Genomic DNA, 14,771 nt, shown 5'->3' with positions numbered 1-14,771 from the left:
TTGTCGGTTCGATCACTTTGGCGCGTGCTGTTGCCTGTCACCGGCCGTCGGGTGTGGTTATAATCGACCACTTTATGAGCAAGAAGCGCGTTATGCAGCTGGTCCGAGGCCTCCACAACCTGCGCCCCCAGCATCGGGGCTGTGTCGCCACTATTGGCAACTTCGACGGTGTTCACCGTGGCCACCAGGCTATCCTGGGCCGGCTGCGTGAGCGTGCGCTTGAGTTGGGCGTGCCCAGCTGCGTGGTGATATTCGAGCCGCAGCCGCGCGAATTCTTCGCTCCGGATACCGCCCCGGCCCGTCTGGCACGCTTGCGCGACAAGCTGCAGTTGCTGGCCGAGGAGGGCGTCGACCGGGTCCTGTGCCTGGCGTTCAACCAGCGCTTGAGCAAGCTCAGCGCCAGTGAATTCGTCGAGACCATCCTGGTCGACGGCCTGGGTGTGCAGCACCTGGAAGTCGGCGATGATTTTCGTTTTGGCTGCGACCGGGTCGGTGACTTCGATTTCCTGCAAAAGGCCGGTATCACCCACGGGTTTACCGTCGAGGCCGCGCAGACCGTCGAACTGGATGGCCTGCGCGTCAGCAGCACCCAGGTCCGCAATGCGCTGGCGGCTGCCGATTTCGTATTGGCCGAGCGTCTGCTCGGTCGCCCGTTCCGCATCGCCGGGCGGGTCCTGCACGGGCAGAAGCTGGCGCGCCAGTTGGGTACGCCAACCATCAATGTGCAGCTCAAGCGCCGTCGCGTACCGTTGTCCGGGGTGTACCTGGTCGATGTCGATATCGACGGCAAGACCTGGCCGGGCGTCGCCAATATCGGCGTGCGGCCGACGGTAGCAGGTGATGGCAAGGCCCACCTGGAAGTCCATCTTTTAGATTTTGCCGGCGATCTGTATGACCGGCGTTTGACGGTGGTTTTCCACCACAAGCTGCGTGAAGAGCAGCGTTTCGCCTCTCTGGAGGCGCTGAAGACGGCGATCAACGCGGATGTCGCCGCCGCCCGTGCCGAAGTTGCACGTATCCATAGCGCCAATCGCTAATGAAGAGCCTTAAATGACCGACTATAAAGCCACGCTAAACCTTCCGGACACCGCCTTCCCAATGAAGGCCGGCCTGCCTCAGCGCGAACCGCAGATTCTGCAGCGCTGGGACAGCATTGGCCTGTACGGTAAGTTGCGTGAAATTGGCAAGGATCGTCCGAAGTTCGTACTTCACGACGGTCCGCCCTACGCCAACGGCTCGATTCACATCGGTCATGCGGTCAACAAGATTCTCAAGGACATGATCATCCGTTCGAAGACCCTGGCGGGCTTCGACGCGCCTTATGTTCCGGGTTGGGACTGCCACGGTCTGCCGATCGAGCACAAGGTCGAGGTCACCCACGGCAAGAACCTGTCCTCGGACAAGACCCGTGAGCTATGCCGTGCCTACGCCACCGAGCAGATCGAAGGTCAGAAAGCCGAGTTCATTCGCCTCGGCGTGCTGGGCGACTGGGCCAACCCGTACAAGACCATGGACTTCGCCAACGAGGCCGGGGAAATCCGTGCCCTGGCGGAAATGGTCAAGGGCGGTTTCGTGTTCAAGGGGCTCAAGCCGGTGAACTGGTGCTTCGACTGCGGCTCGGCCCTGGCTGAAGCGGAAGTCGAGTACCAGGACAAGAAGTCCTCGACCATCGACGTGGCCTTCCCGATCGCCGACGAAGCCAAGCTGGCCGCCGCCTTTGGCCTGGCCAAGCTGAGCAAGCCGGCTTCGATCGTGATCTGGACCACCACTCCGTGGACCATCCCGGCCAACCAGGCGTTGAACGTTCACCCTGAGTTCAGCTACGCCCTGGTCGACGCTGGCGACAAGCTGCTGGTGCTGGCCGAGGAACTGGTGGAGTCCTGCCTGGCCCGCTACAACCTGGAAGGCTCGGTCATCGCCACCGCCCCGGGTTCGGCGCTGGAGCTGATCAACTTCCGTCACCCGTTCTACGATCGTCTGTCGCCGGTGTACCTGGCTGAGTACGTCGAGCTGGGCGCGGGTACCGGCGTGGTTCACTCCTCGCCAGCCTACGGCGAAGACGACTTCGTGACCTGCAAGCGTTACGGCATGGTCAACGACGACATCCTCAACCCAGTGCAGAGCAATGGTGTTTACGCCACCTCGCTGGAGTTCTTCGGCGGCCAGTTCATCTGGAAGGCCAACCCGGCCATCGTCGACAAGCTGACTGAAGTCGGTGCGCTGCTGCACACCGAAACCATCAGCCACAGCTACATGCATTGCTGGCGCCACAAGACCCCGCTGATCTACCGTGCCACCGCGCAGTGGTTCGTCGGCATGGACAAGCAGCCAACCAGCGGCAACACCCTGCGCCAGCGTGCGTTGCAGGCCATCGAAGAGACTCAGTTCGTGCCGGCCTGGGGCCAGGCGCGCCTGCATTCGATGATCGCCAACCGTCCGGACTGGTGCATCTCCCGTCAGCGCAACTGGGGCGTGCCGATCCCATTCTTCCTGCACAAGGAAAGCGGCGATCTGCACCCACGCACCGTCGAGTTGATGGAAGAAGTTGCCAAGCGTGTCGAGCACGAAGGCATCGAAGCCTGGTTCAAGATGGACGCGGCCGAGTTGCTGGGTGACGAAGCCCCGCAATACGACAAGATCAGCGACACCCTGGACGTCTGGTTCGACTCCGGTACCACTCACTGGCACGTACTGCGCGGCTCGCACCCGATGGGCCACGCCAGCGGCCCACGTGCCGACCTGTACCTGGAAGGTTCCGACCAGCACCGCGGCTGGTTCCACTCGTCCCTGCTGACTGGCTGCGCGATCGATGGCAATGCGCCGTATCGCGAACTGCTGACCCACGGTTTCACTGTCGACGAGAACGGCCGCAAGATGTCCAAGTCCCTGGGCAACGTGATCGCGCCGCAGAAGGTCAACGACACCCTGGGCGCCGACATCATGCGTCTGTGGGTCTCGGCCACCGACTACTCCGGTGAAATGGCGGTTTCCGACCAGATCCTGCAGCGCAGCGCCGACGCCTACCGGCGTATCCGCAACACCGCGCGCTTCCTGCTCTCCAACCTGAGCGGCTTCAACCCGGCCACCGATATCCTGCCGGCCGAAGAAATGCTCGCCCTGGACCGTTGGGCCGTGGACCGCACCCTGCTGCTGCAGCGCGAGCTGGAACTGCACTACGGCGAATACCGCTTCTGGAACGTCTACTCCAAGGTGCACAACTTCTGCGTGCAGGAGCTGGGCGGTTTCTACCTGGACATCATCAAGGACCGCCAGTACACCACTGGCGCCGACAGCAAGGCCCGTCGTTCGTGCCAGACCGCGCTGTTCCACATCTCCGAAGCGCTGGTGCGCTGGATCGCGCCGATCCTCGCCTTCACCGCCGACGAGCTGTGGCAGTACCTGCCGGGCGAGCGCAACGAGTCGGTCATGCTCAACACCTGGTACCAGGGCCTCAGCGAGCTGCCGGAAGGCTTCGAGCTGGACCGTGCCTACTGGGAGCGGATCATGGCGGTCAAGGTCGCGGTCAACAAGGAAATGGAAATCCAGCGCGCGGCCAAGGCCGTCGGTGGCAACCTGCAAGCCGAAGTGACCCTGTACGCCGAGGAAGCGCTGAGCGCCGACCTGGCCAAGCTGAGCAACGAGCTGCGCTTCGTGCTGATCACCTCCACCGCCAGCGTCGCGCCTTTCGCGCAGGCACCGGCGGATGCGGTGGAAACCGAAGTCGCCGGCCTCAAGCTGAAAGTGGTCAAGTCGAGCTTCGCCAAGTGCGCCCGTTGCTGGCACTGCCGTGAAGATGTCGGCGTGCACCCCGAGCACCCGGAAATCTGCGGTCGCTGCGTCGACAACATCAGCGGCGCAGGCGAGGTTCGTCACTATGCCTAATGCCGCGGGCCGTTTCGGCCGTCTGGGCTGGCTGTGGTTGAGTGTGCTGGTCCTGGTCATCGACCAGACCAGCAAGCTGCACTTCGAAAGCTCGCTGTCGATGTACCAGCAGATTGTGGTGATCCCGGATTACTTCAGCTGGACCCTGGCCTACAACACCGGCGCGGCATTCAGCTTCCTGGCGGACAGCTCGGGCTGGCAGCGCTGGTTGTTCGCCCTGATCGCGGTGGTGGTCAGTGCGGTACTGGTGGTCTGGCTCAAGCGCCTGGGGCGCAACGAAACCTGGCTGGCGGTCGCCCTGGCACTGGTGCTGGGCGGCGCGCTGGGCAACCTGTATGACCGCATCGCCCTGGGCCATGTGATCGATTTCATCCTGGTGCATTGGCAGAACCGCTGGTATTTCCCGGCGTTCAACTTTGCCGACAGCGCCATCAGCGTGGGTGCGGTGATGCTTGCGCTGGATATGTTCAAAAGCAAGAAAACCGGAGAAGCCGTTCATGACTGAACAGGTATTGGCTGAACAACGCATCGGCCAGAACACGGAAGTCACTTTGCATTTCGCATTGCGCCTGGAGAACGGCGACACGGTGGACAGCACCTTCGACAAGGCCCCGGCGACCTTCAAGGTCGGTGACGGTAACCTGTTGCCAGGTTTTGAAGCGGCCCTGTTCGGCTTCAAGGCAGGTGACAAGCGCAGCCTGAACATCGAGCCGGAAAACGCCTTTGGTCAGCCGAACCCGCAAAACGTGCAGATCATCCCGCGTTCGCAGTTCCAGGATATGGAGCTGTCCGAAGGCCTGCTGGTGATCTTCAACGATGCGGCGAATACCGAGCTGCCAGGCGTGGTCAAAGCTTTTGATGACGCCCAGGTGACGGTTGATTTCAACCATCCGTTGGCCGGTAAAACCTTGACCTTTGATGTCGAGATCATCGACGTTAAAGCGCTGTAACTAACGAAACCAGCCTGCTGTAGGAGCGAGCTTGCTCGCGAAGTTCTTCAACGATAACGCTGGCATTCAGGATGAGCGCGGCGTCTTTGAGTTCTTCGCGAGCAAGCTCGCTCCTACAGGGCAAGACACGAGGCACAGCATGCAAATCAAACTCGCCAACCCCCGTGGCTTCTGCGCTGGCGTGGACCGCGCGATCGAAATCGTCAATCGCGCCCTGGAGGTCTTCGGGCCGCCGATCTACGTGCGTCATGAAGTGGTGCACAACAAATTTGTCGTCGAAGACCTGCGCGCTCGCGGCGCGATCTTTGTCGAGGAGCTGGACCAGGTGCCGGATGACGTCATCGTGATCTTCAGCGCCCACGGCGTTTCCCAGGCCGTGCGCAGCGAAGCGGCGGGCCGTGGCCTGAAAGTCTTCGATGCGACCTGCCCGCTGGTGACCAAGGTGCATATCGAAGTGGCGCGCTACAGCCGCGACGGTCGCGAATGCATCCTGATCGGCCATGCCGGCCACCCGGAAGTCGAAGGCACCATGGGCCAGTACGACGCCAGCAATGGCGGTGCGATCTACCTGGTGGAAGACGAGCAAGACGTCGCCGAGCTGCAGGTGCGCAATCCTGAAAAGCTGGCGTTCGTTACCCAGACCACCTTGTCGATGGACGACACCAGCCGGGTCATCGATGCCTTGCGCCAGCGTTTCCCTGCGATTGGCGGGCCGCGCAAGGACGACATCTGCTACGCCACGCAGAACCGTCAGGACGCGGTCAAGCAACTGGCCGACGAGTGCGATGTGGTACTGGTGGTGGGCAGCCCGAACAGCTCCAACTCCAACCGCCTGCGTGAACTGGCCGAGCGCATGGCCACCCCGGCGTACCTGATCGACGGCGCCGAGGACATGCAACGCAGCTGGTTTGACGGCGTCGAGCGCATCGGCATCACCGCCGGGGCTTCGGCTCCCGAGGTGCTGGTACGGGGCGTGATCGAGCAGTTGCACGCCTGGGGCGCTACCGGCGCCGACGAATTGGCCGGCCGCGAAGAAAACATCACTTTCTCCATGCCCAAAGAGCTGCGCGTTCGCTCCCTGCTCTGATCAGCCCTGTCTGTCGCATAACGCCTGCGCGGCCTTGTCGCTGCGCAGGCTGACCCGCCCACTGCGGGAAAGCACCACCTGGTGCTGGCTCGTTCCCGGATCGGCCGCGCAGATGTGCAGCGTCCCGGCCTGAAAGGCGCCGCTGGGCAGCTGCGGATCGCCCAGGCCACTGAAGCGCACGAAATGCTCCACTGGGCGATTGCCGACAATCGCCACCCGGGCGTCCTCCCGGCGTTCAAGCAATACCGGGTTATCGCTGTCCTGCGAGCCCTCGCCGCTGATATCCAGAATGATCCGCCAGCCTTGGCTCCAGTCATCGTTCAACCCGTGAATCACGGTCCGCTGCTGACGCAGGATGGCTTCGGTGCGCGCATTGCGAATGCCGCTGGCAAGCATCTGTGCGGCATCCAGCCGGCGTGTCGACTGGAACAACTCCCCGAATGAGGCGGTGGCGAACAGCATCAGCAGGCTGGCAAGCGCCAGGCCCACGATTATTTCGATCAGGCCGAAACCCTTCTGCGACATGTTTCTCCCTCCATGGAGTGCGCCAGGTCCGGACAATCCTTGCCCGGCCATTGAGCAAAACCTCAAACCCTCGGTCTATGAAGGTTCGAAGTGCCAGAGCCAGTTATAGCCGCTGGCCGCTCAAGGGGATGGCATGCGTCACCGTACAGAAGGTTTCACGCTGATCGAATTGCTGGTGGCCCTGGCAGTTTCGGCGGTTTTGTTGACCCAGGTGGTTCCCGCGTTCAGTCAGATGGCGCAGCGCTCCAAGGCCGACAGCGACATCAGCGAACTGCTGCGCAGCTTGAATTACGCGCGTCTGGAGGCGATCGACAGCGGCTTGCCGGTTCACCTGCGCCCGGCCGCGGTCGATTCGGACTGGAGCCGGGGGCTGTCGATTTATCAAGGCGACGGACCGGCGACGAATGTATTGCGGGTTGTTCCCGCGGTCAGTCGCGGCGCCCGGCTGACGCTAACCTCTGAATTCGACAGCATTGGCTTCAACGCGTTGGGCGGTGTATCGGCAGCGGTCCCGCCGGTCATGACTTATGTGCTGGGCGAGCAACACAGGACGATCACGCTGTGCCTGAACGGACGGATAGCGGTAAACGGGGAGTGCCAATGACGGGCAGGAACGTGCAGGCCGGAATGACGCTGATCGAGGTGCTGGTGGCGGTGCTGATTCTCGGCGTCGGCCTGCTCGGTGCGGCGGCGGTCCAGCTCAATGCCCTGCGCTACACCGACAGTGCATTGATGACCAGCCAGGCCAGCTTCATCGCCTATGACATGCTCGATCGCATCCGCGCCAACAGCGCCGCGGACTACACCGTGGCAGCTCCCGAGGCCGGCAATTTCGGCGTGGTTCGGGACCAGGACCTCTATGACTTCCAGCGCAATGTCGAGAGTTTCGGCGGGCCGACCGCCGAGGGCCATATCAGCCTCAAGCAGGGCGTATTCACCATCAGCATCACCTGGGACGACGCCCGTGCCGCCCATGTTTCTGCCCAGCCTGCTGAAGGCTCCCGCAGTTTTGTCCTGAGCAGTCGGGTGGCGGTGGATCCGGGGAGCAAGCCATGAGACGCGGGAACAGCGGTTTCGGTCTGATCGAAATGCTGGTGGCGCTGGCGTTGAGCCTGATCGTGGCCTTGGGCGTGACGCAGATTTTCATCTCGGCCAAAAACACCTATGTCAGCCAGAACGCTTCGGCCAGCCTGCAAGAGGATGCGCGCTTCGTGCTGAGCAAGATGATCCAGGAGATACGCATGGTCGGCATGTTCGGCTGCCTGCAGAGCATCGCCGATGCCAGCATTGCCGCGGACTTCGCCGGCCATGCGCAAACGCCGATTCGCTGGGACAACGCCAACCACCGGCTGACGCTGGTCGCGGCCGATATCGGCGACAGCGGCGGCACCCCGACCTGGACCGTGCTGAGCGATTGCCGCAATAGCGCCACCGCCTACACCGGCGCCCGCAAGGCCCCCTCGGGGCAGCAGGCGTTTGCGGTGCGGCGCCTGGTGTACAGCTTGAAGGACGATCAACTGCTGATGGGCACCGGCACTGGCTCCGGCCAGGCGGTGCTGGTGAACAATGTCAGCGCGTTCGACGTGTCGTTCGGCATCGCCAGCACCGCCACGGATGTCGCGGCCTCCAGCTATAGCCGTGATCCCGCAGACCCGGCACGGATCCGCAGCGTGCGCTTGAGCCTGACCCTGAGCGATCCCCAGGCGCGAGTGCGGCCGCAGACGTTCAATGTGGTGGCCGCCTTGCGCAATCGCCTGTTGTGAGGGAGTTGCCGATGACTTCGTATCGAACGGCTCCCGGGGCGCAGCGCGGCATGGCGCTGTTGATGAGTCTGGTGTTCCTGTTGCTGCTGACCTTGATCGGCATTTCGTCGATGCAGAACGCGACCTTGCAGGAAAAGATGGCCGGCGGCCTGTGGCTGCGCAATCAGTCGTTCCAGGCGGCGGAGATGGCCTTGCGCATCGGTGAGAGCGCGGTGCAGCAGGACAGTTATGTATTGGCAGCCTGTAGCGGCGGCCACTGCGCGCCGCCCGGCGAGTCCGCGGCTGTCAGCGCCGCGGGCCACAACAGCCATTCGGGCGTGACCTGGATCGCCACCGGTAACGGATTTTACGCTGTACAGAACCTCGGTACGACGCTGGGGGCAGTCCATGTGCCGAGCAACACTTCCGCGACCCTGTACCGGGTGACCGCTGTCGGGCTGGCCGGCCACTCGCGCAGCGTGCTGGAGAGCATTTATGCCAAGTATTGAAAGGCCTGGGGGATTGCTGGCTGGCGCTTTGCTGGGCCTCTATCTGAGTGCCCCGGCCTATGGCTTCAGCCCGGCGCAGGCACCTTTGGCGAACGCGGCGGCGGTGGCACCGAATGTGATGCTGCTGCTCGACGATTCGCAGAGCATGAACAGCGTCGTCTATGCCCCGGGCTTCGATCCCGGGCTGGCGCGGGCGCCGGTCAGGCCGTGCCGGATGCAGGCGGGCGAATGCCTGGCCGGAGCCAGTCCGAGCGCGGATTCGCTTGCTCTCTCAACGCTGAGCCAGGCGGGCTGCGCCAGCGGTTATGTCGGTTTCTACCGCGACCATGCCCGGGCACAGTGCCTCAAGCTGCCTGATCCCGCGGGGAACGGCCGCACCCGTTATTCGGCTGCCTATTTGGCTTACCTGCTGGCCCTGGCCGACGGTCGCGATCGGGATTTCACCGATGGCTCGATTCCCGTTCAAGACCGGATGACCCTGGTGCGTGAGGCCGCCAGCAAGCTGGTGGCTGACAACCGCGCGCTGCGCATTGGCCTGGCGAGCTTCAACCCGCCAGCGGGCGGCGATCTGGCGCCGGGTGGGCGTATCGTGCGCGCCATCAGCGATCTGGCTCCGGTCGGCGATCAGGTCAGCCGGGCTCAGGCTGACGACAATTACCGGGTATTGCTGTCCGCCATCGGCGGGCTCAGGGCCTCGGCCGAGGCGCCGCTGGCGGAAACCTATTACGAGATCAGCCGTTATTTTCGGGGGCTGACGCCTTACTACAACAGCACGCCCTCTACCTATGGCAGCCCGATCCAGTATCGCTGCCAGCGCAATTACGGCCTGGTGGTGACCGATGGCCTGCCCAGTTACGACCACAGTTTTCCCTCCCGTGAACCCCAGGGGGCGAGCAGCCTGCCAGATTGGGATGGGGTGCCCAATGACGGCATTAATCCTGGTGGCAACGAGGAGGGCAGCAGTCTGTATCTGGATGACATCGCCAAGCTGGCGGTGGATATCGACATGCGCGCGGCAGGCATGGATATCGCGGGGAAAAGCTGGGATTCGGCGGGCTTCGCGCAGCAGCACATGAACACTTACACCATCGGTCTCAACGCGCAGTACCCCATGCTGGCGGATGCGGCGAACTATGGCCGGGGCAAGTTCTACCCGGTGATCGACAAGGCGGGGCTCGACGCCGCGCTGGCCTCGGCCCTGGGCGAGGTTTCGGCTTCCGCCGCCCAGGCGGGGAGCGCCATGGCGGGGGCCGCCGGGCTGGCCAGCGGTTCGAGTTATTTCCAGGCGTCTTATGACCCCGTCGATTGGCACGGCACCATCAGGGCGTATGGCATCAGCCCCGCTGGTGCGGTCGACACCCGTACGCCGCTGTGGAGCACGGACTCGACCCTGGTTGCCGATGCGTCGCCGGGGATCTTCCAGACCTGGAACAGTGCCTCCCGAACCGCCGTTGCCTTGCGCCATGACCAATTGTCCGGCGCGCAGCAGGCCGCGCTCGCCCAGAACCTGCCGCCCGGCACCACCGCGGCCGATCTACTGGCCTGGAGCCAGGGGAGTAACCGGGCTGGGCTCAAGGTGCGTACCCTCCTGCTGGGGGACATCGTCAACTCGCCGCTGGTCATGGCGGCGCCGACCGCGCAGGACGCCGCCGACCTGCAGGGCGACAGCGACTACAGCGCCTACCTGGCGAGCAAGGCCCAAGGCATGACCCCGAGCCTGTTGGTCAACGCCAATGATGGCCTGCTTTCGATGATCGACCCTGAGAATGGCCGGCGCCGCTACGCCTATATGCCCTCCAGTGCCTTGCCGCTGCTGCATCACATCGCCGACCCCGGCTATGTCAACGGGGAGCGTCACCGATTTTTGGCCGATGGCCCGGTGGCGGTCTTCGATGCCCAACTCGGCACGGCCTGGGCAACCCTGGCGCTGGCGGGCACCGGGGCCGGCGGCAAGGTGTTTTACGCAGTGCAGCTGTATGGCCAGGCCGGCAATACGCCTCAGGCGCTGTGGGAAATCGCCGCGCCTGAGGTTGCCGATAACAGCCACCCGTTCAATGACCTGGGTTATGCCTACGCCCGCCCGGAAGTGGCACGCTTGGCCGACGGGCGCTGGGCGGCCTTTGTCGGCAATGGCTATGGCAGCCATTCCGGGGTCGCCGCCCTGTATGTGGTGGATATTCGCGATGGCTCGCTGATCAGGAAAATCCCGGTCGATGGCAATGGGCAGGAGAACGCCCTGTCCTCGGTGAAGGTTCGGGTGGACAGCCAGAATGTGGTCCAGGCGGCCTATGGCGGCGATCTCCAGGGCCATCTGTGGAAGTTCGATTTGAGCGGTTCGGCGCCGGACAGCTGGGGCCCGGCCTTTGGTGGTGCTCCGTTGTTCAGCGCTCCGGGTGGCGCGAGCCAGCCGATCACCGCGCAGCCGTTGCTGGTGGATCATCCCGAGGGCGGCAAGCTGGTGCTGTTCGGCACCGGCAAGCTCAGCGAGCTGGCCGACAAACGCAGCAAGGATGCCCAGGGCTTTTACGCGGTCTGGGATGCCCCGGCTGGTACGGGCAGCATCACCGTGGCTGACCTGCAGGCGCAAGCGATCACCGGGCTGTTTGCCGGTAGCGCGGGCTCCTATATCACCAGCACCCAGGCGGACGTCAGTTATCCGGCCGAGCAGGGCTGGTACCTGCCGCTGGGGGAGGCGTCGAGTGGCGAGCGGGTCATCAATCAGGCCACGCTGGTGGCGGGTCGCGTTGTCTTCAGCACTGCTGCTGTCGAGGCGGGCGACCCTTGTTCCAGCGCCGGCAACGGCAAATTGGTCGAGCTGGACGCATTCAGCGGTAAGATGCAGGGCGACGCGGTGCTCGACACCAATGGCGATGAAGTGGTCGACGGTCTGGATACGCCTTCCAGCGGTGTCATCTTTACCGGCGGTATTCCTGCATTGAGCGCTGTGCTTAATCGCGCTACCCGCAAAATCGTCAGCGATTCCAGCGGCGGTATCGCCTCCCTGGTCGAGAAACCGGGCGGTGGCAGCCGCCGCATCATGTGGCGACAAATACAGTAAGTGAGAGTGAGGCATGCGTAGATCCAACCAAGGTTTTACCCTGATCGAAATCATGATCGTGATTGCGATCATCGGGCTCGTCGTCACCCTGAGCCTGCCCAGCATCACCGAGTACGTGAAGAAAACCCATCGCACGCAGATTGCCGGCCTGCTGTCGGAACAGGCGCAGAGCCTCGAGCGGTTTCATTCCAAGGGCGGTGTCTACAGCAACGCTCCGGGCCTCAGCGCCGGCAACGACGACTACAGCATCACGCCAGTCCTGGCCGACCAGAGCTTTACCCTGACCGCGACGCCGAAAACCGAGAGCATGATGGCCGGCGACAAGTGCGGCGAGTTCACCCTTAGCCACACCGGTGCCATGGGCAACAACAATATGGCCGACGGGGTGACCAGCAAGGATTGCTGGGGGCGCTGAACAACCTTTTCGGGCGCTGGCGGCGCCCGGTGTTTTCATTTCCTGGACTGGACTATGGCAAAGCAACAGCAAGTGGTGATTGTCGGCGGTGGCGTGATCGGCCTGCTGACCGCGTTCAACCTGGCATCCGCCGGGCAGCAGGTGGTGCTGCTCGAACGCTCGAATGTCGGCCAGGAATCCTCCTGGGCCGGCGGCGGGATCGTCTCGCCGCTGTACCCCTGGCGCTACAGCCCGGCGGTCACGGCGCTGGCGCATTGGTCGCAGGACTTTTATCCACAGCTGGCCGAACGCCTGTTTGCCACGACCGGTGTCGATCCTGAAGTGCACACCACCGGCCTGTACTGGCTGGACCTCGACGACGAGGCCGAAGCGCTGGCCTGGGCCCGGCGGGAACAGCGGCCATTGAGCGCTGTGGATATCTCGGCGGCCCATGACGCGGTGCCGGTGCTGGGCGGCGGTTTTTCGCGGGCGATCTACATGGCCGACGTGGCCAACGTGCGCAACCCGCGCCTGGTCAAATCGCTGAAGGCCGCCCTGTCGGCGTTGCCAGCGGTGACCCTTCACGAGCACTGCGAAGTCAGCGGGTTTATCCGCGAAGGTGAGCGGGTGCTCGGGGTGCAGACCTCCCTGGGCGAAATCCGTGGCGATCAGGTGGTGCTGGCGGCAGGGGCCTGGAGCGGCGAATTGCTCAAGAGCCTGGGTCTGGCGTTGCCGGTGGAGCCGGTCAAAGGCCAGATGATCCTCTACAAGTGCGCGTCGGATTTTCTTTCCTGCATGGTCCTGGCCAAGGGGCGCTACGCGATTCCCCGGCGCGACGGCCACATCTTGATCGGCAGTACCCTGGAGCACGAAGGCTTCGACAAGACCCCAACCTCGTCGGCCCTGGAAAGCCTGAAGGCTTCGGCCATCGAGTTGATCCCGGCGCTGGCGCAGGCCGAGGTGGTGGGCCATTGGGCGGGGTTGCGCCCAGGCTCGCCCGAGGGCATTCCCTATATCGGCCCGGTGCCCGGGCTGGCGGGGCTGTGGTTGAACTGCGGGCACTACCGCAACGGTTTGGTCCTGGCGCCGGCGTCCTGTCAGCTGTTCGCCGACCTGATGCTGGGCCGGGAGCCGATCATCGACCCGGCGCCTTATGCGCCCAGTGGGCGAATTTAATCCAGGCCGAGTTTCTTCAGCCGGTAGCGCATCGAACGAAACGACAGGCTCAAGCGCTGGGCCGCCGCCGTGCGGTTCCAGCGGGTGTGCTCCAGGGCCTGGAGGATCAGTCGGCGCTCGACTTCTTGCAGATGTTTCTCAAGGTTGATCACCTGTGCCGGTCCGGGCGTGATGGCCGGGTGGGCGCCGTTGGGCGTCAGGCGCAGGTCGCGTGCTTCGATCCGCCGGTTCTCGCACAGGGTGTGCGCCCGTTCGAGCAGGTTCTCCAGTTCGCGCACGTTACCGGGAAAGTCGTAGCCCTGGAGTGCCAGCAACGCGCTTGGCTGAAGCCGTGTCAGTTGTTGGCCGTTACCCTGCGCCAGGCGCTCGAGGATGGCGGTGGTCAAGGGTTCGATATCGGCCTTGCGCGCCCGTAGCGCTGGCACCGGCAGTTCGATCACGTTCAGGCGGTAGTAGAGATCCTGGCGAAAGCGCCCGGCATGCACTTCCGCCTGCAGCGCCTTGTGGGTGGCGCAGAGAATGCGCACATCGACCTGGACTTCCTGCTGCCCACCGACGCAACGTACCGCCTTCTCCTGCAGTGCGCGGAGCAATTTGACCTGCATTGCCAGCGGCAGATCGGCCACCTCATCGAGAAACAGCGTGCCGCCGTGTGCCGCCTGGAACAGACCGGGCTTGTCTTCGATAGCGCCGCTGAAGCTGCCTTTGCGATGGCCGAAAAACTCGCTCTCCATCAGTTCCGGTGGGATGGCTCCGCAATTGACCGGCACGAAGGCGTGGCTGGCTCGAGGACCCTGGTCGTGGATTGCGCGGGCGACCAGTTCCTTGCCGCTTCCGGACTCTCCGCTGATATAGACCGAGGCCTGGCTCCGGGCCAGTTTGCCGATTTGTCCGCGCAGCTTGTGCATGGCGGCCGAATCGCCGAGCAATGGTCCGGTGGCAGGGGGCGGGGGTGTCGATCCGGGCAGGGCACCATTCAGCAGCTCGCGCAAGCGCGCCAGGGCCACGGGTTTGCTCAGGAAGTCGATGGCGCCGGCCTTCAGGGCGTGGATCGCGGTTTCCTGGCGGGCGCAGGTGCTGAGTATGGCCAGCGGCATTCGCAGCTGGCGGCACCGGATATGCTCGAGTAATTCCAGCCCCGTGCCGTCGGGCAAATGCAGGTCGCTCAGGCACAGGTCGAAGCCTTCCCGCGCCAGCCAGTGACGCGCTTCGCCCAGGGTGCGGGCGCTGCGGGTATGGCGTTGCATCCGGCCGAGGCTGATTTCCAGATATTCGCGAATGCCTGGATCGTCATCGACGATCAAGACTTTTTGTCGTGGGCTCATGCCGCTTACTGCTTCATCCGTGAGCGAAAGAGGTGCGAGAGCACCCGCCATCCTGGCGTGTCGTGAAGTCTAGGCAGGCTTGAGGTCGTTGGCCCGCTCAAGGCCGGGCGGTGCGGGGCCGTT

General features: G+C 63.8%; 14 protein-coding genes. 12 read left to right on the top strand and 2 right to left on the bottom strand.

Annotation, left to right across the window (positions count from 1 at the left end; all coding sequences use genetic code 11):
* Positions 1-92 precede the first annotated feature (92 nt).
* From ribF to ispH, 5 genes are all read left to right on the top strand, one after another.
* Entirely contained in the window at positions 93-1,037 is a 945-nt protein-coding gene (gene ribF / locus CXQ81_RS28440; protein WP_007924736.1) for a bifunctional riboflavin kinase/FAD synthetase, read from the top strand.
* Positions 1,038-1,050: 13 nt separating this feature from the next.
* Positions 1,051-3,882: an isoleucine--tRNA ligase gene (gene ileS / locus CXQ81_RS28435; RefSeq protein WP_101339176.1), complete on the top strand. Its 2,832-nt coding sequence runs from the start codon at positions 1,051-1,053 to the stop codon at positions 3,880-3,882.
* Entirely contained in the window at positions 3,875-4,387 is a 513-nt protein-coding gene (lspA, locus tag CXQ81_RS28430; protein WP_101339175.1) for a signal peptidase II, read from the top strand. Before ileS ends, lspA begins: the two co-directional genes overlap by 8 nt.
* A gap of 7 nt (positions 4,388-4,394) precedes the next feature.
* A complete protein-coding gene (gene fkpB / locus CXQ81_RS28425; protein WP_177323788.1) occupies positions 4,395-4,832 on the top strand; it encodes an FKBP-type peptidyl-prolyl cis-trans isomerase in 438 nt (145 codons plus the stop codon).
* Positions 4,833-4,971: 139 nt separating this feature from the next.
* Complete coding sequence (gene ispH, locus CXQ81_RS28420; protein WP_007924732.1) at positions 4,972-5,919, top strand: 4-hydroxy-3-methylbut-2-enyl diphosphate reductase; 948 nt, start codon at positions 4,972-4,974, stop codon at positions 5,917-5,919.
* Here the strand turns inward: ispH and CXQ81_RS28415 are convergent, their stop codons facing one another.
* Complete coding sequence (locus tag CXQ81_RS28415) at positions 5,920-6,444, bottom strand: GspH/FimT family pseudopilin (protein ID WP_101339174.1); 525 nt, start codon at positions 6,442-6,444, stop codon at positions 5,920-5,922.
* A gap of 133 nt (positions 6,445-6,577) precedes the next feature.
* On the opposite strand from CXQ81_RS28415, the gene CXQ81_RS28410 reads away from it, so the two are divergent.
* Genes CXQ81_RS28410 through thiO form a run of 7 tightly spaced genes read left to right on the top strand, consistent with a single transcriptional unit; the run spans position 6,578 to position 13,323 of the window.
* The gene (locus CXQ81_RS28410; protein ID WP_101339173.1) at positions 6,578-7,048 is read left to right on the top strand and encodes a GspH/FimT family pseudopilin; all 471 of its coding nucleotides are present in this window, start codon (positions 6,578-6,580) and stop codon (positions 7,046-7,048) included.
* A complete protein-coding gene (pilV, locus tag CXQ81_RS28405; RefSeq protein WP_101339172.1) occupies positions 7,045-7,500 on the top strand; it encodes a type IV pilus modification protein PilV in 456 nt (151 codons plus the stop codon). Before CXQ81_RS28410 ends, pilV begins: the two co-directional genes overlap by 4 nt.
* Entirely contained in the window at positions 7,497-8,207 is a 711-nt protein-coding gene (locus tag CXQ81_RS28400) for a PilW family protein (RefSeq protein ID WP_101339171.1), read from the top strand. Before pilV ends, CXQ81_RS28400 begins: the two co-directional genes overlap by 4 nt.
* 11 nt (positions 8,208-8,218) lie before the next feature.
* Positions 8,219-8,695, top strand: a complete 477-nt coding sequence (locus CXQ81_RS28395; RefSeq protein WP_256593442.1) for a PilX N-terminal domain-containing pilus assembly protein — start codon at positions 8,219-8,221, stop codon at positions 8,693-8,695.
* Positions 8,682-11,753, top strand: coding sequence for a pilus assembly protein (locus CXQ81_RS28390; protein WP_101339169.1), 3,072 nt, complete (start codon positions 8,682-8,684; stop codon positions 11,751-11,753). The genes CXQ81_RS28395 and CXQ81_RS28390 overlap by 14 nt, the downstream gene beginning before the upstream one ends.
* A gap of 13 nt (positions 11,754-11,766) precedes the next feature.
* Positions 11,767-12,168, top strand: coding sequence for a type IV pilin protein (locus tag CXQ81_RS28385; RefSeq protein WP_007924724.1), 402 nt, complete (start codon positions 11,767-11,769; stop codon positions 12,166-12,168).
* A 54-nt stretch (positions 12,169-12,222) separates the two neighbouring features.
* Positions 12,223-13,323, top strand: a complete 1,101-nt coding sequence (thiO, locus tag CXQ81_RS28380; RefSeq protein ID WP_101339168.1) for a glycine oxidase ThiO — start codon at positions 12,223-12,225, stop codon at positions 13,321-13,323.
* Here the strand turns inward: thiO and CXQ81_RS28375 are convergent.
* Complete coding sequence (locus CXQ81_RS28375) at positions 13,320-14,648, bottom strand: sigma-54 dependent transcriptional regulator (protein WP_101339167.1); 1,329 nt, start codon at positions 14,646-14,648, stop codon at positions 13,320-13,322. The two genes, thiO and CXQ81_RS28375, sit on opposite strands and share 4 nt — an antisense overlap.
* Positions 14,649-14,771: the final 123 nt, after the last annotated feature.

Origin of the sequence: Pseudomonas sp. 09C 129 (genome assembly GCF_002843625.1) — a bacterium.
GTDB lineage: Bacteria > Pseudomonadota > Gammaproteobacteria > Pseudomonadales > Pseudomonadaceae > Aquipseudomonas > Aquipseudomonas chlororaphis.
Note: the sequence above shows the minus strand (reverse complement) of the source record. Positions and strands in the feature narration are given on the sequence as shown.